Raw genomic sequence first — 26,213 nt, 5'->3', positions numbered from 1 at the left:
CGCGATCCCAAGACCGAGAGCGCCTCGGCCGATCGTTTAGAGGCGGGCTCGACGAAAGGAATCTATAAAAACCGAGGCGCCTCGACAGGCCATGAGCGACTGGCTGGCGTTGGCCATAGTATTCCTCTTGATTTTGGGCCTCACGCTACTCGCCGTCTACGCCATCTACCTCATAGCGCCGCAGGCCCCGACGGAGGCCAAAAGGAGGAGGTACGAGGCCGGCAACCCGCCTCAGGGAGAGGCCAAGTCTCGTCTAGCCATGCAGTACTTCGGCTACGTGCTCATGTTAGTGACGCTCGAGCCTCTGATAGCCGTGCCCGTGGTCTACTTCGCCATAAGCCCGACGTCGGCCGCGTCGGCTATATACCTGCTGGTGATAGTGGCCGTGATAGTGCTCGCATCTCTGTACGCCTACGCCCACAGCAAGGATATACGGAAGTGGATCCTAGACTGAGCAGCTTCGGCAAGATCCTCACAGCGGCGGCTCTTTGGTCGACGATAGGCCTCGCCAGCGTCTACAGCGGAAACTACGTGATCTTAGCCCTCTTCAGATCGCTCGTGGCCGCGTCGGTGGGGCTGGCCTTTGTGCGGACCGCCAGAAGGGCGGCCGTCGTCGCCGGGCTGTTGTTGGGCGTCCTATTCGCCGTCTATCCTCTAGCGGCCGCTCTGGCCGGCCTAGGGCCGGCGGCGTACCTGCTGTACACTGCGCCGCTCTGGACGACTGCCGTATCCGCGGTCTTGGGCGAGCGCGCCGGCGCGAGGGACTACGTAGCCGTTGTCCTCGTGTCGGCTGCCGTCGCCGTGATGTTGCTCGAGGCGATCGGCGGCTCGCTTAACCTCTGGGGCGTCCTGGCGGGGCTCGCGTCGGGCATATCCTACGGCTCGTACATAGCCGTGGCCAGGTTCTACTCCAAGAGAGGGGAGGACGTGGACGTGTCGCTGGGCGCCATGCCCTACACCCTCGCCGTGACCGCCCCCACCGCGTTGGCCTACGCCGCCGTGTTCGGCCCGGGAGATCTCTGGAGGCCTCTTCTGGGCGGCGTCTACCTCGGCGTCTTCTGCACGGTTCTGCCCTACAGGCTGTTCTCGTCGGGCACCAGGGTAGTCGGGGCCACCAAGGCCTCGGTGGTGGCCACGCTGGAGCCGGTGCTGGCGGCTCTCTGGGGGTACCTCTTCTTGGGCCAGACGCCGAGCCTAGCCACCGCCTTGTCGTACGCCTTGATCACCGCCGCCGCCCTCCTCGCCGCCCTTGGCTAACAGGGCGGCGCTCAGTAGGCCGCGGAAGACGGGCCTCGGCTTAGTGGGCCTCGATCTGAATTCGGGGTGGAACTGCGTCGCTATGAAGAACGGGTGATCCCTCAACTCGATTATCTCGACCCTCCTTATATCGGTGCGCCAGCCAGACACCACCAGCCCGGCCTCCTGTAGCTTGGGCAGATAGTCCAGGTTCACCTCGTATCTGTGTCTGTGGCGCTCCACCGTGGAGCTGGCGCCGTAGAGCCTATGGGCCAGAGTGCCCGGCACTATCTCCACCTCTCTGTTGCCCAATATCATGGTGCCTCCCAGCTTGTCGACGCCGAGCTGCTCCGGCGCTAGGTGGACCACCGGATGCGGCGTGTCCGGATCCAGCTCGGTCGAGTTGGCGCCTCTGAGGCCGAGCACGTTGCGCGAGAACTCAACCACCGCCAGCTGCATGCCGAAGCAAATCCCCAGGAAAGGTATCTTGTTCACCCTGGCGTGCCGGATACACTCTATCATGCCCTCTGTGCCTCTCTTGCCGAAGCCCGGCAGGACCACCATGGCGTCCACGTCTATGTCGGACAGCATCTCGGGCCTCTTCTCCACCTCGTCTGAGTTTATCCAGACGAGCTTCGGCCTCGCCCTCAGAGCCGCGCCCGCGTGTCTGAGAGCCTCGACTATGCTTATGTACGAGTCTCTGAGCTCTACATACTTGCCGCACATGCCGACCTTGACCTCCACGCGCGGGTTTGCCAAGGCGTCGACGAAGTTCTGCCAGTCCGATAGGTCGGGCCGGGCCGCGCGTAGGGCGAGCCTCCTCGTCAAGAAGTCGCCCATTCCCTGCTCCTCCAGAACCAGCGGCACTCTGTACACCGTATCGACGTCGTACGAGTTGAATATAGCCGAGGCGGGGACGTTGGCGAAGAGCGATATCTTCTTTATGGCCGCTTTGTCGAGAGGCTTCTGGGACCGCGCAACGACGGCGTCCGGCTGTATGCCGTAGCGCCTCAGCTCCGCCACGCTGTGTTGTAGCGGCTTTGTCTTGAACTCCTCGGTGGTCGGCAGAAGAGGCACCCAAGCGACGTGGACGAATAGGGTGTTCTCCTCGCCCAGCTCGAGCCTGAGCTGCCTCGCGGCCTCGAGGAAGGGCAACTGCTCGTAGTCGCCCACGGTCCCGCCTATCTCGACCAGAGTGACGTCGAAGCCGTCCGCGGCGTCCAGAATCCTCTTCTTTATCTCGTCCGTGACGTGAGGAATCAACTGTACTGTCTGGCCAAGATATTCGCCTCTCCGCTCCTTCTCGATCACGGAGAGGTATATCTGGCCCGACGTTATGTTGTTGCGCCTAGAGAGCTCGACGTCGAGGAACCGCTCGTAGTGGCCCAGATCCAGATCTATCTCGCCTCCGTCGTACGTCACGAAGACCTCGCCGTGTTGATACGGGTTCATGGTGCCCGCGTCCACGTTGAGGTAGGGATCCACCTTGATCGCGTTCACGTTGAGGCCCCTGGCACGGAGGATGCGGCCTATGCTGGCGGTCGTCACGCCCTTGCCGACGCTGGACATGACGCCGCCTGTGACAATTATCAGTTTCGGCACCATTAACGGGAAACCCAGCTATATAAGTCCTTCCGCCGACGGTCGATATTATGCCCCTTTTGCTCTCTGGGCGTCCCGGGGCGCAAGCCCCGCGTGGGCACGGCGGCGCGACAGGCCGCAGACAAGGATTTAAGACGTTGCCCGAGAACAGACGTGATGATGCTTCACCCCCTCGATCCGTGAAGAATCCTTTAAGTACTGACGTAGATTTCTCGCTGTGATGACTTGAACCCACGCCTAGACGTGACGAGGCCTCGCGCACATGGCGGGCGCTGATCGCCCTCAATTCCGGCGCCGCGCGGCGGCGCTACAAAATTTAAAAGGGGCTTCTTGCGTGGGAGGCGATGGGCAAGGTCAGGCCGCCTAAGGAGAGGAAGTACGGCAGGGGGGCCATTAGGTGTCAGAGGTGCGGCACCAGGGAGGCGGTGATACGAAAGTACGGGCTAATGTTGTGCAGGCGCTGTTTTAGGGAGGTCGCCGAGGAGCTGGGCTTTCGCCGCTACTATTAAATTTAAAAACACGCCATTGAAAGGGCGACATGCTCGACGTGCTCTCCAACGCGCTCATCACAATCAAGAACGCGGAGGCCGTGGGCAAGGGGCAGGTGGTTATCTGGCCGGTCAGCAAGCTGGTATACTACGTCTTGAGGGTCCTCCAGAGGGGCGGATACGTGGGCGAGATAGAGTACATAGACGACGGGAGGGGCGGCAAGTACATAGTGAAGCTGCTCGGCAAGATAAACGACATAGGCCCCATTAAGCCTCGCTACTCGGTCAAGTGGCGCGACATACCTCTATGGGAGCAGAAGTTCCTCCCCGCGAGGCAGATAGGCCTTCTGGTCATATCGACGCCGCACGGGGTTATGTCCCACGTCGAGGCCAAGGAGAAGAGGACGGGCGGCGTTCTGCTGGCCTACGTGTACTGACAGGGGTTTCCCAGCGGGAGGACGAACGGCCCTATCGATCTGTAAAGCCCCTTTAAGTACGCCAAGGCGGTCAAGGCGGCCAGCACGGCGTCGAAGTGGTCCTTCGTGGGCGGTCTGTACCTGCTATATACGAGCTGGGGGTCGAGGCCCATGGCCCTCAACGACGTCTTGGGGTGCACCTCTATCGCGTTGCCCAACATCTGGGCGAGCTGTATCCCCCTCTCGGTGAGCCTCGCCATAGGCCCCAGGAGGGGAGGCAAAAGCCTATAGCCGAGCTTCCGGAGCTCCCGCTCGACGTCTCTCAGCCACCCGTCGGGCTTGCTCAGCGGGGCGTCCACGGCCACCACAGCCGGCCTGTAGGGGGAGAGGGCCGAGACTATCTCCTCGAGCTCCATCGCCGAGAGGTAGGCCACGAGCTCGCAGTCGTCCAGCACGGCTATTGCGCTGGGCCTCACCACGGCCAGATCCACCCCGGCAACCCTCACGGATAATACCGCGCATTTGATAAAAAACGTGGCTCCGCCCACTGCGTGATCCCGGCCGTCACGTACATACGCGTATCCACCGAGGGCCAGGATCCCGAGAACCAACGCGAGTACTTGGAGAAGTGGGCTCCGGCGCACGGCTTGACGATACTGCGGCATTATGTAGACGTGGGGGTTTCAGGCGCCACAGAGCCTTGGACCAGGCCGGCGTTCAGGAGGCTGATGGAGGAGGCCTCGTCTCTCGAGCCGAGGCCCAAGGTCTTGCTGGTCTACGAGGTCTCTAGGCTCGTCAGGTCCTTCCAGGAGCTCTTCCAGCTACTGGACGTCGTCGAGAACAAGATGGGGCTTGTCGTCGTCTCGGCCTCCGAGAGGGAGCAGGCGTTGCAGACCGTCGACGGGATGTACAGGCAGTTCCTGCGCGCCGTGCTGGCGTTCGTGGCGGCCATGGAGCGCGAGTTTATCAGGCAGAGGACCAAGGCGGCTCTCGAGAGGGCCAAGGCGGCCGGGAAGATATCGAACGTCGCCGAGAGGCTTCCGCCGGAGGTCGTGGCCAAGATAGTCGAGATGAGGGCCGGAGGCGCTTCGTTGAGGGATATAGGCAAGGCCTTCGGCCTATCGACCTACGAAGTGCGCAGAGTGCTGGCGGCCGCCGGGGCGTACAGGCCCACGGAGTACAGCTGCCCGAGGTGTTTCTCGCGGCTTAAGGTGGTCGAGCGGACGGCGAAGATACAGAACGGGATGTATAGGGTCGTGGAGCGCCTCTACTGCCCCAACTGCGGCTACGAGGAGCTTCTCGAAAAGGCCTAGCAGATCTTCTCTATATACTTGGTTATGTCGTAGCCCCTCTTCTTGAACTCCCTAAGATCCTCCCAACGGCTCCACGGGTAGGATATCCAGACCCACTCGGCCACCCTCTCTGCGTAGTAGTCGGGCGTGAGGCTGCTGGTCGACTTGACGTGGAGGACGGCCGTCCTGGCCTCGGCCACGCCCATGACGTTTAGGAGATCCACGATGAGCTTCAAGGTGGCTCCCGTATCAGCCACCTCGTCCACGACCAACACCTTCTTGCCTCCCACGACGCTGGGCTCCACCCCGTGGTACAGCACCGGCCTCTCCGCCCTCCGCTCCGCGACGGCCCAATACTTCACCGCAACGGTGACTACGTTGTCGACGTCGAGGACGTCGCTTATGATCCTCGCCGGAACTAAGCCGCCGCGCGAGACCGCCAGCACTATCTCGGGCTTGAAGCCGCTCTCCAGCACCTTCCTGCCCAACGCCTCAGACATCTCTATCGCCTCGGGCCAAGATATGAAGCGGACCTTCACTCCGCCTACTTCTACGTCCATATGGCGTTTAATTCAAGGTTTTTTAACTTAGAGACGGGGATACGCCGCCGGCGCGGAGCCCGGGCCGCCCGCCGAGGCGCCGGGCGTAGGATAGCTTAAATACCCCTATGTTGAGGGGGCGTGTCGCGTCCTAGGAGGGAGCTGTCGGCCGAGCTAGAGGCCGCGTTGAGGATGAGGCTCGAGGCCAAGAGGAGGAAGCCGGACTTCGTCAGGATAGACCAATGGCGATATGTAAGGATAGAGGACTCGGGCTGGAGGAAGCCGAGGGGCCTCGACAACAAGATAAGACAACAGAGGAAGGGATATCCGCCTAAGGTTAAGGTCGGCTACAGGAAGCCGGCCCTCGCCAGAGGGCTACACCCCAGCGGCTTCGTCGAGGCGCTCGTCTATAGGCCGGAGGATCTCGACCAGCTCGATCCCAAGACCCACGCGGTGAGGATAGCCGCCGGCGTCGGCTTGAGGAAGAGGATTGAGATAATCAAGAAGGCGAGGGAGAAGGGGTTCTACGTCTTGAACCCCGGCAAGAAGGCGCTGGAGGCTCTGGAGCGCGCCGAGAAGGCGGCTCAACAAGCCCAGGGGGCGGCCCAGGCCGAGGAAAAAGATAAATCGACGACGCAGTGAGGGGCCATGGTCGACGTTAAGAGGCTGGCGGCCGAGATTCTCGGCGTCGGCGAGAGCAGAGTGAGGATATCGCCCGAGGCCCTCGACAGAGTTTCCGAGATCGTCACGAGGGAGGACGTGAAGGCCTTGATAGATGAGGGGCTTATATGGGCCGAGCACGAGAAGGGCGTAAGCAGAGGCCGTTGGAGGGAGGCGCACGCCAAGAAGAAGCTGGGCCGCAGGAGGGGGCACGGCAGCAAGAAGGGGCCTAGGCTGGACGAGGAGGAGGCTTGGAAGAACAAGGTCAGAGCTCTCAGGAGATATCTGAACACCCTTAAGCGCAAGGGGCTCATAACGCCCGCGACTTGGCGCATGCTCTATAGAATGGTCAAGGGCAACTATTTCCGCGATCTGAGGCACTTGAAGACCTACATAAACGAGCACAATCTGGCTAAGGAGAAGGTTAGGTAGACATGGCGCGGTCCGGCAGATATAAGGTCCCGCTTAAGAGGCGCCGGATGGGCGTGACGAACTACAGGAAGCGCAGGAAGCTCGTCGTGAGCAGGCTACCGAGGCTCGTCGTGAGGAAGACCAACAAGCACATAATAGCGCAGATAGTCGTCGCGAGGCCTCAAGGAGACGAGACTCTGGTGGGCCTCGACACCAGGTACCTCGCCAAGTTCGGCTGGAAGGGCGACGAGAACAACACGGCCGCGGCCTACCTCTTGGGCCTGGCTATCGGGTACAAGGCCTTGGCCAAAGGCGTCAGGAAGGCCATACTGGACATAGGGCTCCACAGGCCGACGCCGCAGTCCAGGGTATTCGCCGTGTTGAAGGGGGCGTTGGACGCCGGCCTTGAGGTGCCCCACGGCGAGGACGTACTGCCCGAGGACGACAGAATTTCGGGCGCCCACGTGGCCGAGTACGCCGAGAGGCTCAAGTCGGAGAACGAGGAGGAGTACAAGAGGAGGTTTTCCAGATATCTACAACGCGGGCTGGCGCCCGAGGAGTTGCCTAAACATTTCGAGGAAGTTAAAAACAAAATTATAGAGAAACTCTCTAAATTAGTCAAGGCTGAGGCGCAGTAGCAGAAACAGAATTTTGTTTCGTTATCGGAAAAATGAAAAGTTCTAGGTATTAATACTTAAATAAGTGCCGATAAGGCCTCACATGCCGAAGAAAGTGCTGATACTCGGCGGAGGGGTCGGCGGCGTCGTCGCGGCCAAGAGGATTGCGGAGAGGACGCGCGGCCGCGCCGACGTGGAGATAACGCTCATAAGCGACACCGACTACTACCTGCTCCCGCCGCTCCTCGTCAACATAGCGCTCGGCGATATATCGCCGCAACAAGCCATGTTGCCCCTCTCGCGGTTTGCCTACAGAGGCGTGAAGACAGTCAAGGCAACTGTCAAGAAGATAGACCCCGACAACAGGACCGTGGAGACGGACCAAGGCAAGTTCCAGTACGACTACCTCATCGCGAGCCTCGGCACAGATTTCGACTTCAAGTCCTACAACCTGGCGGCGGGGAACCACAACTACACCCTGGACGGGGCCCTCAAGTTCAAGGAGGCCCTGGCCAACTTCCACGGGGGAAGCGTGGTTGTCTACACGCCGGAGCCCGTCTACAGATGCGGCGTATATCCCTTCGAGATAGTGGGGCAACTCGACGCAATATTCAGGAAGAGAGGCATAAGGGACAAGGTCGACATAACTCTCATACACCCGTTCCAGCGCCCGATCCAGCCGCTCGGGCCCGAGGCGGTGAAGATAACCGAGGAGACCTTCGCGGCCAAGAACATCAGGTACATAGGGGGAGTGACCCAGCCCGGCCCCGTCGACGAGAAGACGAAGACTGTGACGGTCGGTAGCGAGAAGGTGAAGTACGACTTGCTTGTCGTGGTCCCGCCCTCCAGGTTGCCCAAGCCGTTCGAGGGGACTCCCCTGACCGCGCAGTTCCCCAACGGCACGTGGACCGCCATAAACGTGTTGACGGGCAGAAGCATAAAGTACGACGACGTCTACCTCCCCGGCGAGCACAGCATGCCCGCGATAGGCTTGCCCACGGCCGGCGTGCCGGTCCACTTCACCGCCATGGCGAGCGCCAACATGGTGGCCGGCGAGATCTTGGGAGAGCCGGTGGACCCCGCCCAGATAAACGCGATGACTTGCGCCATGGACTACGGCGAATTCGGCATGATGTTCAACTGCGACATAAAGCTGGATCTCGCCAACAACAAGGCCGCCTGGATGGGCAGTTGCTACAGCATACTGAAGTCGCCGCTGGGGAAGTTAATAAAGGACCTGTTCTACAAGACATGGCTGGCGACCACGATATGAGCGCGCAGACCTCTCCCCAGGCCGAGCAGAAGCTCGCGGAGCTGTTGAAGACTCTGGCCGAGCACGCAGACGAGCTACAGAGCTTGCTGGACCAGCTACTGGAGCTCAAGAGATCCGGCGTCTTGGACGCGATGATGATCGTGGTCAACCGCTTCGAGGAATTGATACACTACTTGTTCCAGGACCCCGCCGTCTTCCGCTTGTTGTCTATCGGCGTCGACGGCACCTTGGGCGCCATGTCGAAGCTGGAGACTCCCGACATACTCAACGTGAAGGCGACCATGCAGGAGCTCATAGTGAGGCTGGGCAAGAACGCGTCGCCCGACCTGATAGCGAACCCCAAGCCGGTGAAGGGCATATGGGGCCTGCTCAGCGCCTTGAACGACCCGGACGTGCAGAGAGGCCTAGGCGTCGCGTTCGCCCTGCTCAAGATGCTCGGAAAACAGCCGCAACAATAGTCAGCCCTGGCCACTCCAGCAACCCAAGGCTTTTAGGTTGTGCTCATCATCATATCCTTAGAGCCCTCCACTATTAAAGAGCTGTCGGATGGCCGACCTGGACGGCTCCGCAGACCGTGGCGCTCTTGATCTAGGGGCCGTAAGAGCGTCGATAGCGCGTCTAAATGGGCTTGCCGGGATCCCGGCGCGGCCGCCACGTAGCCTCTATATTACGAGGCCGTGAGGAGGGGGCTAGACCCGAAGAGCTCGCGATCTCTGCTCTCGTAAACGCTCTGATGCTGAATCGGGACACTGCCGCCGAGGCTAGCCGCTAAATGTCTGGAGGGAGATCGCCGGCGGAGAAGGGCCCGGTACAAGCCGGTGAGAAGTCTTTAAGCCTCAGTTGTGGTCTTACGCGAATGAGGAGGCTGGACGAGGCCGATCGGTGAGGACGCGTGAAAGGGCTGATTTTTATAGTCCCCTTAACTACCGTGAAGATTGCCGTGACGGGTCCGCCGGGCTCGGGCAAGACGACGCTTGCGCTCAGAGTGGCCGAGGCGGCGAGGGCCTCGGGGGTGAAGGTAGGCGGCTTCGTGACGCTCGAGGTAAGGGAGGGGGGCGTCAGAGTGGGGTTCGACGTCTTGAGCCTAGCCGACGGGCGCAGGTCGCAGTTGGCCAGGGTGGGCTACGGCGAGCCTAGGGTGGGCAAATACGCGGTGAACTTGGGCGCGTGCGATTTCATGAAGTCGTCGCTTGCGGCCGACGTCGATCTTCTGGTAGTGGACGAGATAGGTCCCATGGAGGCGAAATGCCCCTCCTTCGTGGAGGCTGCCAGAGCCGCGTTGGCCCAGGCGCCCAACGGCCTCGCCGTAGTCCACATGAGGCTCGCGGATATGGTCAAGGGCTGGGGATTCCGGCTTGTGGTGCTCTCGAGGGAAAATAGGGATAGAGTCCTCCGCGAGGTCCTCTCGGCCTATGGTTTTCGAAACGTTTAAAATTTCCGATAACGGTTCCGATGTGGATCACTGGCATAGGGGCAGACCTTGGATGTGGGGCGAGGGGCCGCCTCTATACGTGAAGAGGCGGGGGCTCAGATACATAATCCTGCGCATATTGGCCTCGCGGAGCCCCCTCACGGGCGCCCAAATAGCCGAGGAGATAGAAAGGATGACGTGGGGGTTCTGGCGCCCCTCCCCGGGCTCGATCTACCCGGCGCTGGCCCAGCTGGAGGCCGAAGGGCTTATCCGCGTCGCCAGAGTCGACGGGCCTAAGAAGTACTACGAGCTGACCGACGAGGGGAGGCGCTATCTAGGCATAGGCTCGGACTACATCAAAGAGGCCGTCTTGGCCTTCGAGAACCTCTACAACTTCCTCCTGGAGAACTGGGACAAGCTGGACGAGGAAAGCAAGAGGACCTTGGGCGAGATAGCCGAGGGGCTCCTCAGAAGCCTCGGGAGGCGATGAGGGTTGGGAAACTGCCTCTGGAGCTCGTGGAGCGCTACATATGGTCGAGGACGGGCTCCTACGACCCGTCTGTGTTGTTGGGCCCCAGCCTCGGCGAGGACGCCGCGATCATCAGGACCAGAGGGCCCTACATAGCTACGCATACCGACCCCATATCCGGCTCCGTCGAGCTGTTGGGGTGGCTCGCCGTACACGTGGTCTCCAACGACTTAGCGACTAGAGGGATAAGGCCTAGGTGGCTGTTGCCCACCATATTCCTCCCGCCTAGCTCGAGCGAGGAGGTCTTGGACAAGATAACGAGACAGATGGACGCAGCGGCGCGGGAGCTGGGCGCCGCCATAGTGGGCGGCCACACTGAGGTAACCACGGCCGTCGAGAGGCCTCTGGTCGTCATGGCCGCCATAGGCGAGGGCGACAGATACGTGAGCACGGGCGGGGCCAGGCCGGGCGACTTGATCATCATGACCAAGAGCGCTGCCATGGAGGCCGCCGCGATACTCGCCACCGACTTCAGAGACAGGCTCAAGGCTCTGGGAATCGCCGACGACGTCCTCGAGAGGGCGGCGGGGTTCATAAGGCGTGTGTCGGTCGTGAAGGAGGCCCTCCTCATAGCCGACTTGGCAGACGCCATGCACGACCCCACAGAAGGCGGCGTCCTGGCAGGCCTTGCGGAGATGGCCTACGCTTCCGGCGCCACGATAAGGGTAGACCCTGGATCGGTCAAGGTATACGAGGAGGCCGCCTTGCTGTGCTCGGCTGTGGGGCTCGACCCCCTCTTCACGTTGAGCTCGGGCGCTCTGCTCGCGGCCGTCCCCAGAGATAAGGCCGACGAGGCTCTCCGCCGTCTGAGAGGCGCGGGCGTAGAGGCCTCGATAATAGGCGAGGTGGTCCCCCGGGAGCAGCATCTGGTGATCGGCGGATCTATCGCGTTGGATACACCCTATGTCAGGGACAGATTCTTCGAGCTCTTCTAAATCAGCCGGCAGGTCATAGATCATCTATCTCTGGCCTGCGTGGTGACATCACCGTCAGATCCTCTTTGCCACCTCTAAAGCTTTATCGGCGTGCTGGTCGGCGCTTTTGAGCCCCCGCAAGACCTCCGCTATCGACCCAGACTTGAGCACGTAGGTCACCCTCTCTGCGGTGCCGGTGGGCCTTAGTATGCCCAGCCTCCTCGCGAGCGCCCCGCCCTCGTCGCTGAGGAGCTTGAACCTCAGCCCGTACTTCTCGGCGAATTTCCTCAACGTATCGACACCGTCGACAGACACGCCGAAGACCTCGAAGCCGGCGGCCTTGAACTCCTCGTAGAGCTCGTTGAACCTTATGGCCTCCCTAGTGCAGCCAGACGTGAACGCCTTGGGGAAGAAATAGACCACCGCCTTCTCGTATTTCTTGGGGTTCACGACCTCGCCTGTGTGGGCCTTGAGCTCTACGTCGGGGAACTCCATGGCTCTATGGCGAATTCACCTTAAAAATGAGGATAGGTTCTACCATGCCGTCTGCGTGGATAATATCGATAGGGAACGAGCTCTTAATAGGCAGAGTCGTCAACACGAACGCGGCGTGGCTCGCCAGAAAGCTGACGTATCTGGGCTACCAAGTCAGGAGGATAGTGGTGGTGCCCGACGACGAGGCGGAGATCGTGGCGGCCTTTCGGGAGGCCCTATCGAAGGCCGATCTGGTCGTGTCCACGGGCGGGCTCGGCCCGACGCCGGACGACATTACGAATTTAGCCGCCGCCAAGGCCCTCGGCGTTGACGCAGTCCTCGACGAGACCGCCAAGGAGTGGGTGCTCGAGAAGTACCGGCAGAGGGGCTACCAAGCCACTCCCGAGCGTCTGAAGATGGCCTACATACCCAGAGGGGCAAAGCCTCTCTACAACTCAGCGGGCGTGGCCCCCGGGATTTGGGCAGAGCAGGGGGGAAAGATACTGTTGATACTCCCCGGCGTGCCCAAGGAGATGGAGGCCATATTCGAGGAGCAGGCGGAGCCTCTGCTGAGGGCCAGAGGTCCGGGCCTCTGCTTCGCCGAGGATTCCTTCTACCTCGCCGGCGTGCCGGAGGCCGACCTATCGCCTATATTGAGGGAGGCGTTGAAGATAGACGAGAGGATCTATGTGAAGAGCCACCCGAAGGGCCACGAGACCGGCGCGCCGCTCGAGGAAATACACATATACGGTAGCGCCGGGAACTGCGACGAGGCGAGGAACTTGGTGGCCAAGGTGAGGCAGTTCCTCGTCGACGAGATATGGAGGCGTTTCCCCCAAGCCAAGCTGACCCCTCAGCCCCAGAGCGGCTAGTGGGGGCCCGCCGTCGATCAACTATCTCAGTGAGCCGGCGTAGGCCCCACGCCACATCTTCAAATGATTACCCGACTATCTAGTACTATATACCTAACAATACGCAATCTCTGCGACTAGGTTTCAGCCAGTCCCTAACTACGTAGTTATTCTCTGCGCTAATCGATATATAGCGGGCGCCTCAAGCCTCCAATGTATCTGCCGCGCCTCATGTGCACGCAACATCCAGACTCCACAATAAAGATAACCGCCGAGGAGGAGGTTGAGGAGGCCGTGGCGGCCTACGCCATCTACGGCTGCGACGAGGTTATGTCGGATTTCGAGGGGAAGGGGACGCCGTATATACAGCCTAGAGATATAGTGTTGAGGGCCCTCAAGTCGGGGATACCCCTCGGAGAGCGCTTCTTCGTAACGCCCCGTATACCCAACCCTTCGCTCGAGGACTTCGAGAGGAGCATGTTGGCCATGGAGGCCGCGGTGCTGGCGGATCTAAGGGCCCTCAAGGAGGCCGGCGTGCACGGGGTGCGTTGGATAGTCCTCCCCATGTCGGAGAGCCCCGAGGACGTCAGGCTCGCCACAGATATGCTGGCCAGGAAAGCCGCCGCCTACTCGGGCAAGGCGGAGATACAGCTGGTGCCTCTGGTCGAGGACGCGGCTAAGCATCTCAGAATAGCGGAGTTCGTCAAGGTGATCATCCAGGAGTATATCAGACGCGGCGTATTCCTAGAGCAGGTGAGGGTCTTCCTGGGCAAGAGCGACTCGGCCGTCGTGAACGGCCACATAGCCTCAGCTCTGGCGCTCCGCGTAGCCCTCGCCGAGATAGGCAGGCTGAACTCAGAGCTGGACCACGAGATAGCGCCGATCCTCGGCATGGGCTCCCCGCCGTTTAGAGGAGGTCTGAACAACCCGGCTCTCGCCTCCGTCGAGGCCGACCAGTACTCGGGCTTCTGGACGGCCACGGTGCAGTCGGCGGTGCGCTACGACGTGCCGTATCAGCGGTACCTATCCGTCAGAGAGACTCTGCTCGCGGCGGCCGGCCGCGGCCCCGACGCCTCGCTAGATGCTACTTGGGCCTCGCTTGTAGTCAGGGAGGCCTCCGAGTCCTACAGACAGCTCGTCTCAAAATACGCCGACAAGATCGCCGAGCTCGCCTCCTTGATCCCCTCGACGCGGGACAGAGTTTCGTGGCGCGTCTACGGCAGATCTATAATATCCAACGGCGGCGTCGTGAACGTGCCCCGCGCGATAGTCTATACTGCGGCTTGGTACGCCGCCGGCCTGCCTCCGACCCTCCTGGACGCGCCCTACGTGACGACGCTCCACAGACGCGGAGAGCTGGACAAGCTCTTGAGGGCGCTACCGGCGTATCTCAGAGAGCTCGAATACGACGCGCAGTTCTACGACAGGAGGAGGGCCGAGTCGCTCTTGGGCCGCCGTATAGTGGACGAGGTGGACGAGGCTCTGGACGTGTTGGGCATAAGGGCCGAACGCGCCGAGGGGCTTCCGCCGTTTGTCCCGTCTCAGTCCTACGTGCTGGCGGAGGCGCGGGCTAGAGGGTTCTTGGGCTGAGCCTCCTCGAGGGACACCACCACGACGCCGGCGAGTATCAAGGCCATGCCGAGGACCACGTTGGGCTGCGGTATTTGGCCGAATATGGGCATCGCCAGGAGGGTGGCGCCGACCGGCTCCCCGAGGGCGCTTACTGCGACCGTGATGGCCCTATATCTGCCCAATAAGTAGTTGAATATACTGTGGCCTAACAACATGGGCACTACCGCGATCGCCGCGAAGAGCGCGTACACGTCCGGGGAGTACCCGAAGAGCTTGGCGCCCAGCCCCAACGACGCCGCGAGCGCGAATAGGGCCGCGAAGCCGTAGGCGACCGCCGTGTAGCTCAGAGTATCGGCCCTAGCCCTCACGAGCCGGCCCACAGCGAGGTAGCCTGCGAAGGCCAACGCCCCGATAAAGGCGAGGAACGCCCCGAGGAGGTTGGCCCCGCCGAGGCCAGCCGCGGCCGAGAACATGAGGAGGCTGCCGGCCACCGACGAGGCGACGCCTATCGCGGTCCTTCTGCTGACCCTCTCGGAGAGGCCGTATTTGCTTATGGCCAACATGACCAGCGGATGTAGATTCACCAAGGTCGTGCTTATGGCTATGGTCGTGTAGAAGAGGGAGGCTATCCAGGTCGTGAAGTGGATCGCGAGCAGGGCGCCCGCCGCCGCGGCGGCCGGCCACCACCCGCCCACCTTCACCCCCCTCCCGGAGGCCTCGGCGACGGCGATAGTTATGGCTGTCGCTATGGCGAGGCGCCAGAAAGTTATCGCCACGGGATCCGCCTCGGTCAGCCTGATAAGTATCGACGCGCTCGATATGGCGACTATGGCCACCGGCAGCAACAACAGATCGCGGTCCATCCTCACACAGACGCCGGAGCCGTGGGCCCTCGCCGCGCGTCCGCCGCCTGAGGGATCCGCGGTAGGTGCGACGCCAGAGACATGGATATATAGCGCGGTCCCGGTATATATACGATGAGGATAGTCATGCCAAGTGATCGGTGATCGCTCACTGGGGTAGCCGATTAATTGTTTGCTTAAAAAACTCCGTAGATGGCCGTTTATTTTTCGGAGACAAGTTTAAATAATCACTTATCATGCCCGCCATGAACCTAGACAGCTTCTTCCAGATCTCGGAGCGCGGGTCCACTGTCAGGAGGGAGGTCATAGCCGGCCTAACGACGTTTCTTGCCATGGCGTACATACTGTTCGTAAACCCGAGCATATTGACGGGAGGCTTCGAGCTGGCCCTCAGCAACGCGCTACACGTGCCCGTCGACCAGCTGGCCGCCTCGCCGACGTACGGGCCTCTTATCGAGAGCGTGAGGCTTGGGTTCACCATAGCCACCGCGCTTGCGGCGGGCTTTGCGACCCTGGTCATGGCCTTATACGCCCGCCTGCCCTTCGCGTTGGCTCCCGGCATGGGCGAAAACGCGTTTATAGGCTTCACGGTAATCCCCGCGTTCACAGCCGCCTTGCTGTCCAAGCAACTGGCGCCCGCCTCCGAGGCGCCGCTTCTGGCGATCTATCTAGCCCTCGTCTCCGTGTTCTTCAACGGAGTTCTATTCCTCATATTCTCTGTAGGCGGCATTAGGGAGTTCATAATAAACTCGGTGCCCGAGTCCATCAGGATCGGCACGTCTATCGGCATAGGCCTCTTCATATCGCTGATCGGAATGGCCGACATGGGCCTCGTCACCGCCGGGACGGGGACCCCCATATCGATAAACTGGTCGGCCTTCTCGACCCTAGGCCTCTACCTAGGCATAGCGAGCGCGCTCGTGGCCGCCGCGCTTCTCTCTAAGAGGACGCCGGGCGCGTTCCTCATAGCGATCATCGCCACAACCATAGTCGGGGCCGCGTTGGGGCTGGTGAGGCCGCCGCCGTCGTGGGCCCTCACGCCGTCTCTCACGACCTCTATAGCCAACGATCTGCCCCGCTCTTTCTACCTCTACTTCGCGCTCTTCGGCCTCGGCTTCCCCATAGCGTTCTCCCTATTCCTCGTCGACTTCTTCGACGGCCTCGGCACCATAACGGGCTTGGCCATGAGGGCAGGCCTCGTCAAGGACGGGAAGATAGTGAACATAAACAGGGCGCTGATCACCGACTCGCTCGCCTCAATAGTAGCGCCGTTTTTCGGCACATCGACGACCGTAATATACGTCGAGAGCGCCACAGGCATAGAGCAGGGCGGCCGCACGGGCCTGACCGCGTTGGTGGTATCACTGCTATTCTTCGCGTCGGTGGCGCTCGCCCCCGTCTTCACGATAGTCCCCGGCTTCGCGACCGGCGGCGTGTTGGTGCTGGTCGGTCTGCTGTTCCTCAGCCTGGCCGGAAGACTCGCCATAATGGACGACTACACTGAGACAGTCCCCGCCTTCCTGACGATGATAGGGATACCGTTCACGTTCAGCATAACCGCCGGGATAGGGCTCGGCTTTATATTCTATCTCCTTATGAAGCTCGCCACCGGCAGGTTCTCCGATCTGAAGCCAGGAATCGTCGCTATAGCCATACTCTTCGCAATATTCTTCGCGCTGTCGGCCATCGGGTTCTAAATCCCCCCTTTTCTTTTTCATTAAAGTCGACTACATGCTATCTTACATAGAGAGCCTTGGGTTGCGGCCACATTGACGGAGCGGCTTCCCCTCGACGCCGCCGTCAGAGATAAATAACAGCCGATGGGAGAGGCGGTGGGCGGCGGCGTAACCGGCGTGATACTGGCCGGCGGCAGAGGCGCCAGGTTCGGCGACCCCTTCAAGTGCTTGAGGCCGGTCTGCGGCGTCCCCATGATGTTGAGGGTAGCCGCCGCGCTACAGCCCTTCTCCTCCCGCCTGGTGGTGGCCACGACGAGGTCGCACGGGCCCGTGGCGTGGCTGGCCAGGCTGTGGGGGATGGAGGTGGTGTATACCGAGGGCCGGGGATACGAGCTGGACTTCTCCGAGCTCCTCCCATACGCGCCCGCCGTGGTGGCTGCCTGCGATCTGCCTTTCCTGACGCCTAACCACGTCGCGAGGCTGATCTCCAAGCCTGTCATGTCCACGGCGGTAGGCGCGGGGGGCTACGTGGGCCTTACCTGGCTACCTAGCGGCGACACCGCTAGGTGGGTCGACGTGAGTATGCCTGATCTAGTCGACGTGGATACTAGGGAGGGCTGGATGGCCCTAGCCGGCTGTACCGGCCCCACATACCCCGTATTCGTCGATCCCGGCTCCCTTCTGCCCCATGAAGACGTGGAGTCCGTGCCTGCGTTGGGCGGCATGGTGAGGCCGATAGCCGTCGACGCCTGGACTTGCACTGTGCTGGACGGACACCACCGCCTTAGCGCGTTGGCGGAGCGCGGGCTACCGGCGCCTGTGGTCCCCCTTGACTACTCCCGCATCGACGTGAGGGACGGCGACGGCAACGAGGTGTCCAAGTTGGCCGTGCTGTCGGCCGCCTCCCGCGGCGTCAAGCTCGGCGTTAGGGCCACCCGCCACTACTACAACGGCGTCCACGTATCGGAGCTGGACCACGTCGAGGCCGATATCGGCTTTTTAGCCCGCGTGAGGCCGCTCAAGTGCGATCCCATTTAGCCTATATAAATAGGAAGCGGAGGGCGCATGATCCTCGCCTACACTGGCGACGGGAAGGGCAAGACGACGGCCGCGTTGGGCCTTCTATTGAGGGCTTGGGGGCACGACATGAGGATCTTGGCGGTGTTTACCATGAAGACGCCGAGGTATCTCGACGACTACGTGGGCGAGTACAAGGCGTTGAGGAGGCTGGGGGTCAAGGCGCTGTATCTGGAGGACCACAAGACGCCTAGGGATCTCCTCGAGGAGGCCCTGGCGGTAGCCCCCAGCTACGACTTGGTCATCCTGGACGAGTTCAACTACGCCGTTAGGCAGGGCTTCTTGAGGTCTGAGGACTTCAAGAGGCTTCTCGGCTTGGGGGCCCACGTCGTGGTGACTGGGAACTACAACTACGCCGAGCTCATGGCGGCGGATCTGATATCTGAGGTCAAGTCGGTCAAGCACTACTACTCGAGGGGAATTATCGGCGTCAGGGGCCTGGACTGGTAAACATAATAAATGGGTCTTTTATCCCTATTATGAACCCCATAATAGTCGTCGTTGTGGGGACGACGGACATCTCGCTAATACCCGGCATAACTATAGCCGGGGCTTCGCCCGAGCTCACCCACTACACGCCCGCCGCAGACGTGGAGTACCTCTTGACGGGGCGGCCCAAGAGCATACCCGGCATACCGGTGACGCCAGACGGCATACCGACTCCCGCCGTAGTGACGAGGGCTTTGACCCGCAATATGCCGAAGCTGGTGGCCTTCGCGGGAGGCAGAGTGAGGCCGAAGGTGCCCTACATAGATCTGGGCGGGGAGCCGGGCGGGGATTTCAGGAAGGGGCCCGCCCTCTCCGAGACGGCGGTGGAGAACATACTGGAGAACGGCAGGATCCTCGGCCGAGAGCTGGCTAAGGCCGGCGACGTCTTCATAGGGGAGTCCATACCGGGCGGCACCACTACGGCTATGGCGATACTGGTCGCGTTGGGGTATGACGCTTGGGGCAAGACCTCGTCGGCCGGCCCCGACAATCCCAAGGATCTCAAGACGGCGGTAGTCAAGGAGGGACTCGCAAGGGCCGGGCGGCTGGACGACCCGATAAAGGCGTTGGCCGAGCTGGGCGACCCCGTCCACGTCGGCGTCGCCGCCATCGCCCTCGGCGTGTTGGACGCAGGAGGCGCGCCGGTGTTGGCCGGCGGCACCCAGATGCTCGCCGCGGCCGCCATCATTAAAGCCCTCGGCGGCGATCTGGGCAAGGTGACCGTGGCGACCACGGGGTGGATCGCCGACGATAGATCGGCCGACTTCTTCGGCCTCGCGAAGGCAGTCGGCGTAGCCAACATCAAGGTGACCAGGGCGTCGTTCTCCTCGTCCCGTTTTCCGGGGCTCAGATACTACGATCGGGGATACGTCAAGGAGGGTGTGGCCATGGGCGGCGCGCTGTACCTCGCCTCCCTCCGCGGCCTGCCGGTGCTCGAGATGGTCGAACAGGAGTACGAGAGGCTCGTCGGGTCTTGACCCTATTCGTGTTGGACCTAGGCCGCGATCTGCTCGCCTTAGGCAACGTGGTCCTCGGCGGCGATTTCGAGAAGGTGAGGTACGTCGTCTTCAAACAGGTGGACAGGTATATAGCGGACTTCGACCTCTACGCGTCGACGTTGCTGGAGAGCTTGGGCCTCGTCGGCAGGGCGGCCGTGTTCTTCACGGCGGCGGACATATCGAAGATGAGGCGCGCCGAGGGCCGGCTCGTGGAGCTCTACGCGACGGTGGGCCTGGCCAACCCGGCGTGCATCGGCGCTACGCACAGCAGGGAGGAGCATACGGTGAACATACTCGTCGTGTCTCGGGTGCCTCTCTCCAGAAGAGGCCTTCTCGACCTCTACAGGACGGCGGCCGAGGCCAAGGCGGCGACGTTGACAGCCCGCGGTCTCTGCGGCGGGAGGCCGTCGTTGGGCACAACGTCGGATGCCGTGCTCGTCGCGGCGCCGCCGGGAGATGCGCACTACGCCGGCGCGGCGACTGAGATAGGCTCCGAGACTTCCTTTTTAATATACGAGATACTAAATAAATAGAGTTAGAATAAAATAATATAAATATAAATATTAATAAAAATAGTATCAATATTAATTGCTATAATATTTATTATTATGGATCAAAATTTAAAAATGAAAATCAGATCCGATTTCATGAAGAAAGTGGTAATAGTTGGGGGAGGTATCGGGGGAATGGCCGTCGCCAACACGTTGATATCGGGGAAAATCAACGCCGAGGTGACCGTCGTCACGCAGAGCCCGCACTACTTCTCGGGGCCGAGCAGACCTCTACTGCTTACCAAGGAACAGACGCTGGACAGAATAGTGAGGGGTTACGAGGAGGCGATCAGGAAGGGCGTCAAGGTCGTTGTCGGCACGGCGTTCTCCATCGACCCCGCCAACAGGAAGGTCAGATATGTGGGCGGCTACACGTCGAGCGGCGGAGTCGGCGAGCTCGCCTACGACTACCTAGTCCTTGCGCCCGGCGTGGTGCTGGACGGCTCCGGCATAACAGGCTACGACAAGTATAGGCACAACGTGCTGAACGTCTACGACCCAGGCCGCGTCCATCTGCTCAGGAGCAAGATCTGGAGCGCCGAGAGGGGCACGATAGTCGTGTACGCCCCCAAGGCCCCGTACCGTTGCGCCCCTGCCCCTACCGAGACGGCGCTGCTCATAGACTCGGTCCTGCGGCACAGAGGCGTGCGGGACAAGTTCAAGATAGTCCACATAGACGCCAACGACAAGACGCAACCGCCGGTGATCGCCGACGTGGTCTCCCAGATATATTCGCGGCAGGGGATAGAGCTCGTGACGAACCAAGAGATCGTCGAGATAGGCGAGAGGGAAGTCGTCACGAAGTCCGGCGAGCGTTATAAATACGACGTGCTCGCGATGCTCGAGCCAAACAGAGCGCCTAAGTTCGTCGAGGAGGCGGGCTTGGGCAAGACGTGGATCGACGTGAGGAGCCCGCAAGACCTCAGACACCCCAAATACGACGACGTGTTGGCCGTGGGCGACGCCGCCGGCCTTCCGTTCCCCAAGAACCAGGAAATAGCGTTTGAGAGCGCGCTGTTCGCCGCCAACAAGATACTGGAGATGGAGGGGTCCTCCTACAGGGCGTCGGTCCAATACGCGTTCGTCGGATGGGCCTACGTGGGCAATCCCGAGGGAAGGCTGGAGAGCTTGTCGGTTAGGTTCGGCCTAGACTTCACGAGCCAGCCGCCGAAGCCGAGCAAGGACCCCGAGCCGAAGAGGGACTACACACTCGCCAAGGACAACTGGGAGCAGAGCTACCTAGCCAACCTATTCGGGTACAGCTAAAGGAAATTTTTTACTTGAGCCTATTTGCGAGTGCACGGAGGCACTTCTTGGGCCGAACCGGCGGTTTTGGACTTCAGCGACAACCTAAACCCCATAGGCCCTCCGCCGGGCCTCCCCGAGCTGGTGGCCGAGGCGGCGGAGAGAGGGGTCTATCTGAGGTTTCCGGCGAATCTAGCCGAGGAGGTGCTTGCGCAGTACGAGGGGATAGAGGTCGTCCTCTTCAACGGAGCCACGGAGGCCTTGACTGCCATGATAGCGGCGTTGAGGCCCAAAAGGCTGTTGCTCCCCTGGCCGACGTACAGCGACTACGTACGTATAGCCGGCTTGCTGGGCCTCGAGGTCGTGAGAGGCGACTTGAGCTCGCTGGTGGGGAGGGCCGCCTCGGGGGATCTGTTGTTGCTGTGCAACCCGAACAACCCCACCGGCTCGGTGATGGGGCGCGACGAGGTCCTCGAGCTCGGCAGAGCTCTGGAGGCGCGCGGCGCGCGTCTGTTGGTGGACGAATCTTTCCTGGACTTCGTCCGCGAGGAGTCGGCGGCGCCGGACGTGCCCGTAGTGAAGTCCTACGGGAAGATCTTGGCGGCGCCAGGCCTCAGACTGGGGGCGGCGTTGGGGCGGGTGAGGCCGGACGTCAAGTCGCCGTGGCGGGTCAACTCGTTGGCGGACTACGCGATATACAACATAGGCGCAGAGGCGCTGAAGAGGCACAGAGAGGCCACGCGTGAGTACGTCGCCGCCGAGGGGCCTAGGGTGCAGGAGGCCCTTTCGCGGTGCGTCGAGGTGGTCAAGTCGCGCCTCCACTTCTTCATAGTGAGGGGGTGGACTGACAAGGTCAAGGTGAGGCCTCTCGACGACTTGGGCATGCCGGGCTACTCCCGCGTCTCGATAAAGAGGAGGGAGGAGGACGACTTGCTGATCAGGGCATTATGCGGCGCGTAGCGCCCTGCCGACCTAAAGGCGGGGAGGGAGCCGGGCGGTGCGTAAGGGCGTTGATCGGGTTCTTCACAGTACTGCCCGTCAAGGCCGAGCTCGACTTCTCCTGCGCCTGGGCGTTGCCTTACGTCGTGGCGCCTATCCTGGGCGGCTTGTCCGCGCTGGCCTTAATCTATCTGGGGCCGCTCCCGGCCTACCTCCTCCTGCTTCTGCTGACGGGGCTCAACCACCTCGACGGACTTGCCGACACCGCCGACGCCTTGATGGTGAGGGATAGGGAGAGGGCTAGGGCCGCGCTGGAGGATCCCCGTAGAGGGACCGCCGGGATCTTCGCCGTCGTCGCCGCGGTAGCGCTGGCGGTCAACTATCTAAGGAGTCCGTGGCAGTTGATCTTCGGCGAGATCTTCTCGAAGTCGCTCGTCGTCGTCCTTGCGGCCTTTTCCAAGCCCTTCAAGGAGGGGCTGGGCTCCGCCTTCGTGAACGCCGTGAGGAGGAAGTGGCTCTTCGCAACGCCTGCGCTCGCCTTGGCCTTAATGGCGTATCCCTCCTCCTCACTGGCGCTGGCGCTGTCGGCGGCGGCCTACTATATAGCGTATAAACATCTGGGCGGCGCCAACGGCGACGTGCTCGGCTATCTGCTCGAGCTCAGCAGAGTCGCCTTCATCGCGGCGACTAGCGCCTTTCCACTTTCGATATCTTTCCCTCTATGGTGAGCTCCTCGTCCATCCTCCTGTCTATCTTTATGATGAAGTCCACGCGCTTGACGCCCATGGAGGCCAGCTTGTCCTCAACCCTCTTGAGTATCTCCGCCAGCGTCGAGTAGTCGTCGAGCTCTATGTCGGTGAAGCCGGCGCCTGTTCTGTACTTCACCCCCATTTCCTTCAGGACCTCTGTAGCTGCCCTAACGTAGGCGGATAGATGCGTGGACCCCGTGCCGAGAGGAGTGACCGATAGGCTGGCCACCATCTTCGCCATGACCTCAACAACCTAGCTCTTTTTAACGTTTAAGTAAAATATATTAACGAATAGATTATCTACATGAGCTGGAGACCTATTGAAAACGTAGAAAGGGATTTGGAGAAGGCTGAGGAGCAGTCAGCGCTGTACGGCGGCGTCTTAGTAAAAGGCGGCAACGTGGTGGAGATAAGGACCGGCGTAATCATAGCGGCCAGATACGCGGACAAGCTGAGGCGCGCCGCCTTCGCGGCCTTCAAGAACATGGTTAAGCAGGAGGAGATCTTGAGAGCCGTCGCCGAGCTTAACAAGTCCATCTACGACAAGCTGATAAAGATGGGCGTGGGGAAGCTCGACATAATCAGGATAACCGTGGAGGCCAGAGTAGACGGAGGCAAGCTGTCGTTCGGCGAGCCTGTGGTTGAGTGGTTCGTCCCCAGCGAAAAGGCGGCGGAGCTACAGTCGCAACTAGCCGACTGCAAGAAGACGCTTGCAGAGCTGAGGCAGAGGCTGGAGGAGATCCTCAAGGCGATCTAGCATTTTTTCACGGCCTCTCTCAACTCCTTTGCGAGACCCGGCTCCCTCATCAAGGCGGTGCCGATCAAGACCCCCCTAGCCCCCTTCCTGCAAGCCATCTCGACTTGGCCGGGCTTGTTGATGCCGCTCTCTATTATGAAGTCCGCCTTGCCAGCCACGGCCTCCGCCACGTTCAGGGCCCTCTCGAACGACAGATCCAACGTCCTCAGATCGCGGGAGTTTATGCCCAGGAGGTAGTCGCCGTATTCGAGCACCTCCAGCGCGGTCTTCGCGTCGCCTACCTCGACTAGCGGCGTCATCCCGATCCTCTTCGCGTATTCTGCGAGCTCCACGGTCTTATCTAGGGCGAACTCTGATATTATCAACACGGCGTCTGCGCCGTAGCCGAAAAACACGTCTATCTGTCTCTTGTCCAGGACGAAGTCCTTTGCCAGAACCGGCTTAAATCTCTTCGCAAGCGGGACGAAGCGGAGATCTCCCATGAACCAGAACGGCTCAGTGAGGACGGAAAAGGCGTCTACGTACTGGGCCAGCTCCTCGAAATACCTCCACGGCGGCAGGTCGGCCCTTATTACGCCGCTCGGCGACGCCCTCTTGTACTCCGCTATTATGCCGAAATCCCCCAGAGCCTTTCTGAAGTCCACGAGGGGGACCTCCCTAGGCGGCGGCCTCTCGGCTCTGTACTTCAGCGATTTGCGGACCTCTTCCAAGAAGTTCATATCCTGTCCAGGAAGTTCTTGAGAATTCTCTTGCCGTACTCGGTGCCAATAGACTCTGGGTGGAATTGAACGCCGAATACGTTATACTCGGCGTGGCGCAGTCCCATAAGCTCCCCGTCGTCCAGCGCCACGGCCTCCACGACGAGCGATCCCGGCACCTCGTCCACCACAAGGCTGTGGTACCTCATGCCCTTGAACACCTCGGGCACTCCCGCGTACAGCGGACCGCCCATGTGCTTGATGTAGCTTGTCTTGCCGTGTTTTATGGTCCTGGCGTGCCTTATCTTCGCCCCGAAGACCGACCCTATTATCTGGTGGCCTAGACATATGCCCAATATGGGCACCCTCGGCGCGAAGAGCCTCACCACCTCCCTCGAGATGCCCACGTCGCGGGGGTTCTCGGGATGCCCGGGCCCCGGCGAGATTATGATTCTGTCAGGCCTTATCCGCTCGACGGCTGACGGCGTTATCTCGTCGTTTCTGACCACCAGAGGCCGCGAGCCCAGCTCCCCTACGTACTGGACTATGTTGTAGGTGAACGAGTCGTAGTTGTCTATTATGAGCGTCAGGTCCATACCGCCCTCAGATGGGCCAGCTTGTACTCGGTCTCCCTATACTCCCTATCGGGGGTCGAGTCGTAGACGACCCCCGCGCCTGCCTGTATCCTGGCGACGTCGCCCTTTATGATCAACGTCCTTATTATTATCGCCAGCTCTCCGCCTCTCGGCGTCAAGAGGCCGAAGCCGCCTGCGTACGGGCCTCTGGGCATGTCCTCCAGCTCGCCTATTATTTCCATGGCCCTGACCTTGGGGGCACCCGACACCGTGCCGGCAGGATGTAGCGCCCAGATCGCGTCCACCACGTTGTAGCGCGGGTCGAGGACTCCGGCTACTCTAGAGACTATGTGCTGGACGTGGCTGTACTTCTCAACCGCCATCAGCTCCTGGACCTTCACGGTGCCGAATCTGCTGATCCTGCCCACGTCGTTGCGGGCCAGGTCCACCAACATCATGTGTTCGGCGAGCTCCTTCTCGTCGGAGAGCATCTCGTCCTCGAGCCTCAGATCCTCCCTATCGTCGGCCCCCCTAGGCCTGGTGCCGGCTATCGGGTGCGTCTCCACCACGTCGCCCTCGACCTTCACTAACAACTCGGGCGAGGTGCCTATCAGCGCAATGTCGCCGAATTTGAAGAAGAACATGTAGGGCGATGGGTTGATGGAGGTCAGCCTCTCGTAGATCGAGAACAAGTCTCCGGAGATCTCGAACACCTCGCGCCTCGACAACACGACTTGGAATATCTCCCCGTCCCTTATACGCCTCAAGGCCTCCGAGACCGCGGCCTTGTAGAACGCGTCGTCCGTCTTGTAGAGGACTCTGCCCATGTTCGGCCGCCTCTCCGGCTCGGCCTCGGCGTATGCAGGCAACTTGCCGACCACGTAGGCCCTCTTGAGCAGATTGTCGTAGATCACCACGTTTTCGGGGACGACGAAAAGCGCCCTGGGGAAGTCCTTGTCCGCGCTGACGTACTTGGCCAACGTCGGCTCTATCTCCACAACAGCGTCGTACGAGACGAAGCCTATCGCCATCTCGCCTCCGAAGGGCCCTCCCGAGGGCTCCAGACCTCTGTACATCCTCTGCAACTCCTCGTAGGAGTTGGATAGGACCGACACATACCTCTTCACTCCCCACGCCACTATGGTGTATCTGGCTCTGTCGGGGAAGCCGGGACCCGACTCCAGAAGCGACACGAAGCTCTCGCCGGATCTATACAAGCGCCGCGCCAAGGATTTCGGGCTGGGCAGTTCCGAGAGCGGAGTCTTTACCACCCCGACGCCATTAGCCGCTAAAAACCCGTGAATTTAAAGC

Annotated in this window: 33 protein-coding genes; 24 read left to right on the top strand and 9 right to left on the bottom strand. The window is 61.1% G+C overall.

What is annotated here, in order from left to right; all coding sequences use genetic code 11:
• Positions 1 to 91 precede the first annotated feature (91 nt).
• Together TUZN_RS08110 and TUZN_RS08105 are read left to right on the top strand one after the other, a co-directional pair.
• The gene (locus TUZN_RS08110) at positions 92 to 454 is read left to right on the top strand and encodes an NADH dehydrogenase subunit 3 (protein ID WP_013680476.1); all 363 of its coding nucleotides are present in this window, start codon (positions 92 to 94) and stop codon (positions 452 to 454) included.
• Positions 439 to 1,257 carry a DMT family transporter gene (locus tag TUZN_RS08105; protein WP_237698212.1) on the top strand — a complete coding sequence of 273 codons (819 nt, stop codon included), beginning with the start codon at positions 439 to 441 and terminating at the stop codon, positions 1,255 to 1,257. The genes TUZN_RS08110 and TUZN_RS08105 overlap by 16 nt, the downstream gene beginning before the upstream one ends.
• Here TUZN_RS08105 and TUZN_RS08100 read toward each other — a convergent pair.
• Positions 1,195 to 2,838, bottom strand: a complete 1,644-nt coding sequence (locus tag TUZN_RS08100; protein WP_052886192.1) for a CTP synthase — start codon at positions 2,836 to 2,838, stop codon at positions 1,195 to 1,197. The two genes, TUZN_RS08105 and TUZN_RS08100, sit on opposite strands and share 63 nt — an antisense overlap.
• Positions 2,839 to 3,182: 344 nt before the next feature.
• On the opposite strand from TUZN_RS08100, the gene TUZN_RS08095 reads away from it, so the two are divergent.
• Positions 3,183 to 3,347, top strand: a complete 165-nt coding sequence (locus TUZN_RS08095; protein WP_013680474.1) for a 30S ribosomal protein S14 — start codon at positions 3,183 to 3,185, stop codon at positions 3,345 to 3,347.
• 29 nt (positions 3,348 to 3,376) lie between these two features.
• Positions 3,377 to 3,763, top strand: coding sequence for a 30S ribosomal protein S8 (locus TUZN_RS08090; protein WP_013680473.1), 387 nt, complete (start codon positions 3,377 to 3,379; stop codon positions 3,761 to 3,763).
• Here TUZN_RS08090 and TUZN_RS08085 read toward each other — a convergent pair.
• Positions 3,751 to 4,248 (bottom strand): DUF429 domain-containing protein, encoded by a 498-nt coding sequence (locus TUZN_RS08085; RefSeq protein ID WP_013680472.1) that lies wholly within the window; start codon positions 4,246 to 4,248, stop codon positions 3,751 to 3,753. The two genes, TUZN_RS08090 and TUZN_RS08085, sit on opposite strands and share 13 nt — an antisense overlap.
• Positions 4,249 to 4,293: 45 nt before the next feature.
• On the opposite strand from TUZN_RS08085, the gene TUZN_RS08080 reads away from it, so the two are divergent.
• Positions 4,294 to 5,055: a recombinase family protein gene (locus TUZN_RS08080; RefSeq protein ID WP_013680471.1), complete on the top strand. Its 762-nt coding sequence runs from the start codon at positions 4,294 to 4,296 to the stop codon at positions 5,053 to 5,055.
• On the opposite strand, the gene TUZN_RS08075 is transcribed toward TUZN_RS08080, so the two are convergent.
• A complete protein-coding gene (locus TUZN_RS08075) occupies positions 5,052 to 5,594 on the bottom strand; it encodes a phosphoribosyltransferase (protein WP_013680470.1) in 543 nt (180 codons plus the stop codon). The genes TUZN_RS08080 and TUZN_RS08075 overlap by 4 nt on opposite strands.
• A 120-nt stretch (positions 5,595 to 5,714) precedes the next feature.
• Between TUZN_RS08075 and TUZN_RS08070 the strand changes: the two genes are divergently transcribed.
• From TUZN_RS08070 to TUZN_RS08035, 8 genes are all read left to right on the top strand, one after another.
• Positions 5,715 to 6,215 (top strand): 50S ribosomal protein L32e, encoded by a 501-nt coding sequence (locus TUZN_RS08070; protein ID WP_013680469.1) that lies wholly within the window; start codon positions 5,715 to 5,717, stop codon positions 6,213 to 6,215.
• Between the two features lie 6 nt (positions 6,216 to 6,221).
• Positions 6,222 to 6,665 carry a 50S ribosomal protein L19e gene (locus TUZN_RS08065; RefSeq protein WP_013680468.1) on the top strand — a complete coding sequence of 148 codons (444 nt, stop codon included), beginning with the start codon at positions 6,222 to 6,224 and terminating at the stop codon, positions 6,663 to 6,665.
• 2 nt (positions 6,666 to 6,667) lie between these two features.
• A complete protein-coding gene (locus TUZN_RS08060) occupies positions 6,668 to 7,282 on the top strand; it encodes a 50S ribosomal protein L18 (protein ID WP_013680467.1) in 615 nt (204 codons plus the stop codon).
• 82 nt (positions 7,283 to 7,364) lie between these two features.
• Positions 7,365 to 8,534 carry an FAD-dependent oxidoreductase gene (locus TUZN_RS08055; RefSeq protein ID WP_052886191.1) on the top strand — a complete coding sequence of 390 codons (1,170 nt, stop codon included), beginning with the start codon at positions 7,365 to 7,367 and terminating at the stop codon, positions 8,532 to 8,534.
• Positions 8,531 to 8,992, top strand: coding sequence for a helical membrane plugin domain-containing protein (locus TUZN_RS08050; protein WP_013680465.1), 462 nt, complete (start codon positions 8,531 to 8,533; stop codon positions 8,990 to 8,992). The genes TUZN_RS08055 and TUZN_RS08050 overlap by 4 nt, the downstream gene beginning before the upstream one ends.
• A 470-nt stretch (positions 8,993 to 9,462) precedes the next feature.
• Entirely contained in the window at positions 9,463 to 9,966 is a 504-nt protein-coding gene (locus tag TUZN_RS08045; RefSeq protein ID WP_013680464.1) for an NTPase, read from the top strand.
• 52 nt (positions 9,967 to 10,018) lie between these two features.
• On the top strand, positions 10,019 to 10,435 hold the full coding sequence (locus TUZN_RS08040) for a PadR family transcriptional regulator (protein WP_013680463.1): 417 nt from the start codon (positions 10,019 to 10,021) through the stop codon (positions 10,433 to 10,435).
• Positions 10,432 to 11,409: an AIR synthase family protein gene (locus TUZN_RS08035; RefSeq protein ID WP_013680462.1), complete on the top strand. Its 978-nt coding sequence runs from the start codon at positions 10,432 to 10,434 to the stop codon at positions 11,407 to 11,409. Before TUZN_RS08040 ends, TUZN_RS08035 begins: the two co-directional genes overlap by 4 nt.
• Positions 11,410 to 11,463: 54 nt before the next feature.
• Here the strand turns inward: TUZN_RS08035 and TUZN_RS08030 are convergent, their stop codons facing one another.
• Entirely contained in the window at positions 11,464 to 11,883 is a 420-nt protein-coding gene (locus tag TUZN_RS08030; RefSeq protein WP_013680461.1) for a peroxiredoxin, read from the bottom strand.
• A 44-nt stretch (positions 11,884 to 11,927) separates the two neighbouring features.
• Between TUZN_RS08030 and TUZN_RS08025 the strand changes: the two genes are divergently transcribed.
• Positions 11,928 to 12,734, top strand: coding sequence for a nicotinamide mononucleotide deamidase-related protein (locus TUZN_RS08025; RefSeq protein WP_013680460.1), 807 nt, complete (start codon positions 11,928 to 11,930; stop codon positions 12,732 to 12,734).
• Between the two features lie 192 nt (positions 12,735 to 12,926).
• Positions 12,927 to 14,303, top strand: coding sequence for a phosphoenolpyruvate carboxylase (ppcA, locus tag TUZN_RS08020; RefSeq protein WP_013680459.1), 1,377 nt, complete (start codon positions 12,927 to 12,929; stop codon positions 14,301 to 14,303).
• Here ppcA and TUZN_RS08015 read toward each other — a convergent pair.
• Positions 14,261 to 15,148, bottom strand: a complete 888-nt coding sequence (locus TUZN_RS08015; RefSeq protein WP_052886190.1) for a DMT family transporter — start codon at positions 15,146 to 15,148, stop codon at positions 14,261 to 14,263. The genes ppcA and TUZN_RS08015 overlap by 43 nt on opposite strands.
• 245 nt (positions 15,149 to 15,393) lie before the next feature.
• Here TUZN_RS08015 and TUZN_RS08010 point away from each other — a divergent pair, with 245 nt between their 5' ends.
• The 8 genes from TUZN_RS08010 (at position 15,394) to cobS (ending at position 22,851) form a co-directional block, all read left to right on the top strand.
• Positions 15,394 to 16,845 (top strand): NCS2 family permease, encoded by a 1,452-nt coding sequence (locus TUZN_RS08010; protein WP_052886189.1) that lies wholly within the window; start codon positions 15,394 to 15,396, stop codon positions 16,843 to 16,845.
• A 135-nt stretch (positions 16,846 to 16,980) separates the two neighbouring features.
• Positions 16,981 to 17,862, top strand: coding sequence for an NTP transferase domain-containing protein (locus tag TUZN_RS08005; RefSeq protein ID WP_237698211.1), 882 nt, complete (start codon positions 16,981 to 16,983; stop codon positions 17,860 to 17,862).
• Positions 17,863 to 17,889: 27 nt separating this feature from the next.
• A complete protein-coding gene (locus TUZN_RS08000; protein ID WP_013680455.1) occupies positions 17,890 to 18,351 on the top strand; it encodes a cob(I)yrinic acid a,c-diamide adenosyltransferase in 462 nt (153 codons plus the stop codon).
• A 29-nt stretch (positions 18,352 to 18,380) separates the two neighbouring features.
• Positions 18,381 to 19,367, top strand: a complete 987-nt coding sequence (cobT, locus tag TUZN_RS07995) for a nicotinate mononucleotide-dependent phosphoribosyltransferase CobT (RefSeq protein ID WP_013680454.1) — start codon at positions 18,381 to 18,383, stop codon at positions 19,365 to 19,367.
• Between the two features lie 8 nt (positions 19,368 to 19,375).
• Positions 19,376 to 19,921, top strand: coding sequence for an adenosylcobinamide amidohydrolase (locus tag TUZN_RS07990; RefSeq protein ID WP_052886188.1), 546 nt, complete (start codon positions 19,376 to 19,378; stop codon positions 19,919 to 19,921).
• 114 nt (positions 19,922 to 20,035) lie between these two features.
• Entirely contained in the window at positions 20,036 to 21,205 is a 1,170-nt protein-coding gene (locus tag TUZN_RS07985; protein WP_052886330.1) for an FAD-dependent oxidoreductase, read from the top strand.
• A gap of 30 nt (positions 21,206 to 21,235) precedes the next feature.
• Positions 21,236 to 22,144, top strand: a complete 909-nt coding sequence (locus TUZN_RS07980; protein WP_052886187.1) for an aminotransferase class I/II-fold pyridoxal phosphate-dependent enzyme — start codon at positions 21,236 to 21,238, stop codon at positions 22,142 to 22,144.
• Complete coding sequence (cobS, locus tag TUZN_RS07975; RefSeq protein ID WP_052886186.1) at positions 22,132 to 22,851, top strand: adenosylcobinamide-GDP ribazoletransferase; 720 nt, start codon at positions 22,132 to 22,134, stop codon at positions 22,849 to 22,851. The genes TUZN_RS07980 and cobS overlap by 13 nt, the downstream gene beginning before the upstream one ends.
• On the opposite strand, the gene TUZN_RS07970 is transcribed toward cobS, so the two are convergent.
• Entirely contained in the window at positions 22,811 to 23,113 is a 303-nt protein-coding gene (locus tag TUZN_RS07970) for an MTH1187 family thiamine-binding protein (RefSeq protein ID WP_013680449.1), read from the bottom strand. The two genes, cobS and TUZN_RS07970, sit on opposite strands and share 41 nt — an antisense overlap.
• A gap of 63 nt (positions 23,114 to 23,176) precedes the next feature.
• Between TUZN_RS07970 and TUZN_RS07965 the strand changes: the two genes are divergently transcribed.
• A complete protein-coding gene (locus TUZN_RS07965; protein ID WP_013680448.1) occupies positions 23,177 to 23,629 on the top strand; it encodes a DUF2258 domain-containing protein in 453 nt (150 codons plus the stop codon).
• Here the strand turns inward: TUZN_RS07965 and TUZN_RS07960 are convergent.
• The 3 genes from TUZN_RS07960 to TUZN_RS07950 are packed head-to-tail and all read right to left on the bottom strand — an operon-like array spanning position 23,626 to position 26,173.
• On the bottom strand, positions 23,626 to 24,348 hold the full coding sequence (locus TUZN_RS07960) for an indole-3-glycerol-phosphate synthase (protein WP_013680447.1): 723 nt from the start codon (positions 24,346 to 24,348) through the stop codon (positions 23,626 to 23,628). The two genes, TUZN_RS07965 and TUZN_RS07960, sit on opposite strands and share 4 nt — an antisense overlap.
• Complete coding sequence (locus TUZN_RS07955) at positions 24,345 to 24,923, bottom strand: anthranilate synthase component II (RefSeq protein ID WP_013680446.1); 579 nt, start codon at positions 24,921 to 24,923, stop codon at positions 24,345 to 24,347. The genes TUZN_RS07960 and TUZN_RS07955 overlap by 4 nt, the downstream gene beginning before the upstream one ends.
• Complete coding sequence (locus TUZN_RS07950; protein WP_052886185.1) at positions 24,914 to 26,173, bottom strand: anthranilate synthase component I family protein; 1,260 nt, start codon at positions 26,171 to 26,173, stop codon at positions 24,914 to 24,916. Before TUZN_RS07950 ends, TUZN_RS07955 begins: the two co-directional genes overlap by 10 nt.
• Positions 26,174 to 26,213: the final 40 nt, after the last annotated feature.

Source organism: Thermoproteus uzoniensis 768-20, from assembly GCF_000193375.1.
Taxonomy (GTDB): Archaea; Thermoproteota; Thermoprotei; order Thermoproteales; family Thermoproteaceae; genus Thermoproteus; species Thermoproteus uzoniensis_A.
The sequence above is the reverse complement of the archived record's forward strand: the minus strand, read 5'-3'. Positions and strand labels throughout refer to the sequence as shown.

Excerpts from the sequence above, each read along its gene's own strand:
- TUZN_RS08110 (WP_013680476.1), top strand. The coding sequence starts at position 92 with ATGAGCGACTGGCTGGCGTTGGCCATAGTATTCCTCTTGATTTTGGGC.
- TUZN_RS08095 (WP_013680474.1), top strand. The coding sequence starts at position 3,183 with ATGGGCAAGGTCAGGCCGCCTAAGGAGAGGAAGTACGGCAGGGGGGCC.
- TUZN_RS08090 (WP_013680473.1), top strand. The coding sequence starts at position 3,377 with ATGCTCGACGTGCTCTCCAACGCGCTCATCACAATCAAGAACGCGGAG.
- TUZN_RS08075 (WP_013680470.1), bottom strand. The coding sequence starts at position 5,594 with ATGGACGTAGAAGTAGGCGGAGTGAAGGTCCGCTTCATATCTTGGCCC.
- TUZN_RS08065 (WP_013680468.1), top strand. The coding sequence starts at position 6,222 with ATGGTCGACGTTAAGAGGCTGGCGGCCGAGATTCTCGGCGTCGGCGAG.
- TUZN_RS08060 (WP_013680467.1), top strand. The coding sequence starts at position 6,668 with ATGGCGCGGTCCGGCAGATATAAGGTCCCGCTTAAGAGGCGCCGGATG.
- TUZN_RS08055 (WP_052886191.1), top strand. The coding sequence starts at position 7,365 with ATGCCGAAGAAAGTGCTGATACTCGGCGGAGGGGTCGGCGGCGTCGTC.
- TUZN_RS08050 (WP_013680465.1), top strand. The coding sequence starts at position 8,531 with ATGAGCGCGCAGACCTCTCCCCAGGCCGAGCAGAAGCTCGCGGAGCTG.
- TUZN_RS08040 (WP_013680463.1), top strand. The coding sequence starts at position 10,019 with ATGTGGGGCGAGGGGCCGCCTCTATACGTGAAGAGGCGGGGGCTCAGA.
- TUZN_RS08035 (WP_013680462.1), top strand. The coding sequence starts at position 10,432 with ATGAGGGTTGGGAAACTGCCTCTGGAGCTCGTGGAGCGCTACATATGG.
- TUZN_RS08030 (WP_013680461.1), bottom strand. The coding sequence starts at position 11,883 with ATGGAGTTCCCCGACGTAGAGCTCAAGGCCCACACAGGCGAGGTCGTG.
- TUZN_RS08025 (WP_013680460.1), top strand. The coding sequence starts at position 11,928 with ATGCCGTCTGCGTGGATAATATCGATAGGGAACGAGCTCTTAATAGGC.
- ppcA (WP_013680459.1), top strand. The coding sequence starts at position 12,927 with ATGTATCTGCCGCGCCTCATGTGCACGCAACATCCAGACTCCACAATA.
- TUZN_RS08015 (WP_052886190.1), bottom strand. The coding sequence starts at position 15,148 with ATGGACCGCGATCTGTTGTTGCTGCCGGTGGCCATAGTCGCCATATCG.
- TUZN_RS08010 (WP_052886189.1), top strand. The coding sequence starts at position 15,394 with ATGAACCTAGACAGCTTCTTCCAGATCTCGGAGCGCGGGTCCACTGTC.
- TUZN_RS08000 (WP_013680455.1), top strand. The coding sequence starts at position 17,890 with ATGATCCTCGCCTACACTGGCGACGGGAAGGGCAAGACGACGGCCGCG.
- cobT (WP_013680454.1), top strand. The coding sequence starts at position 18,381 with ATGAACCCCATAATAGTCGTCGTTGTGGGGACGACGGACATCTCGCTA.
- TUZN_RS07985 (WP_052886330.1), top strand. The coding sequence starts at position 20,036 with ATGAAGAAAGTGGTAATAGTTGGGGGAGGTATCGGGGGAATGGCCGTC.
- cobS (WP_052886186.1), top strand. The coding sequence starts at position 22,132 with ATGCGGCGCGTAGCGCCCTGCCGACCTAAAGGCGGGGAGGGAGCCGGG.
- TUZN_RS07970 (WP_013680449.1), bottom strand. The coding sequence starts at position 23,113 with ATGGCGAAGATGGTGGCCAGCCTATCGGTCACTCCTCTCGGCACGGGG.
- TUZN_RS07965 (WP_013680448.1), top strand. The coding sequence starts at position 23,177 with ATGAGCTGGAGACCTATTGAAAACGTAGAAAGGGATTTGGAGAAGGCT.
- TUZN_RS07960 (WP_013680447.1), bottom strand. The coding sequence starts at position 24,348 with ATGAACTTCTTGGAAGAGGTCCGCAAATCGCTGAAGTACAGAGCCGAG.
- TUZN_RS07955 (WP_013680446.1), bottom strand. The coding sequence starts at position 24,923 with ATGGACCTGACGCTCATAATAGACAACTACGACTCGTTCACCTACAAC.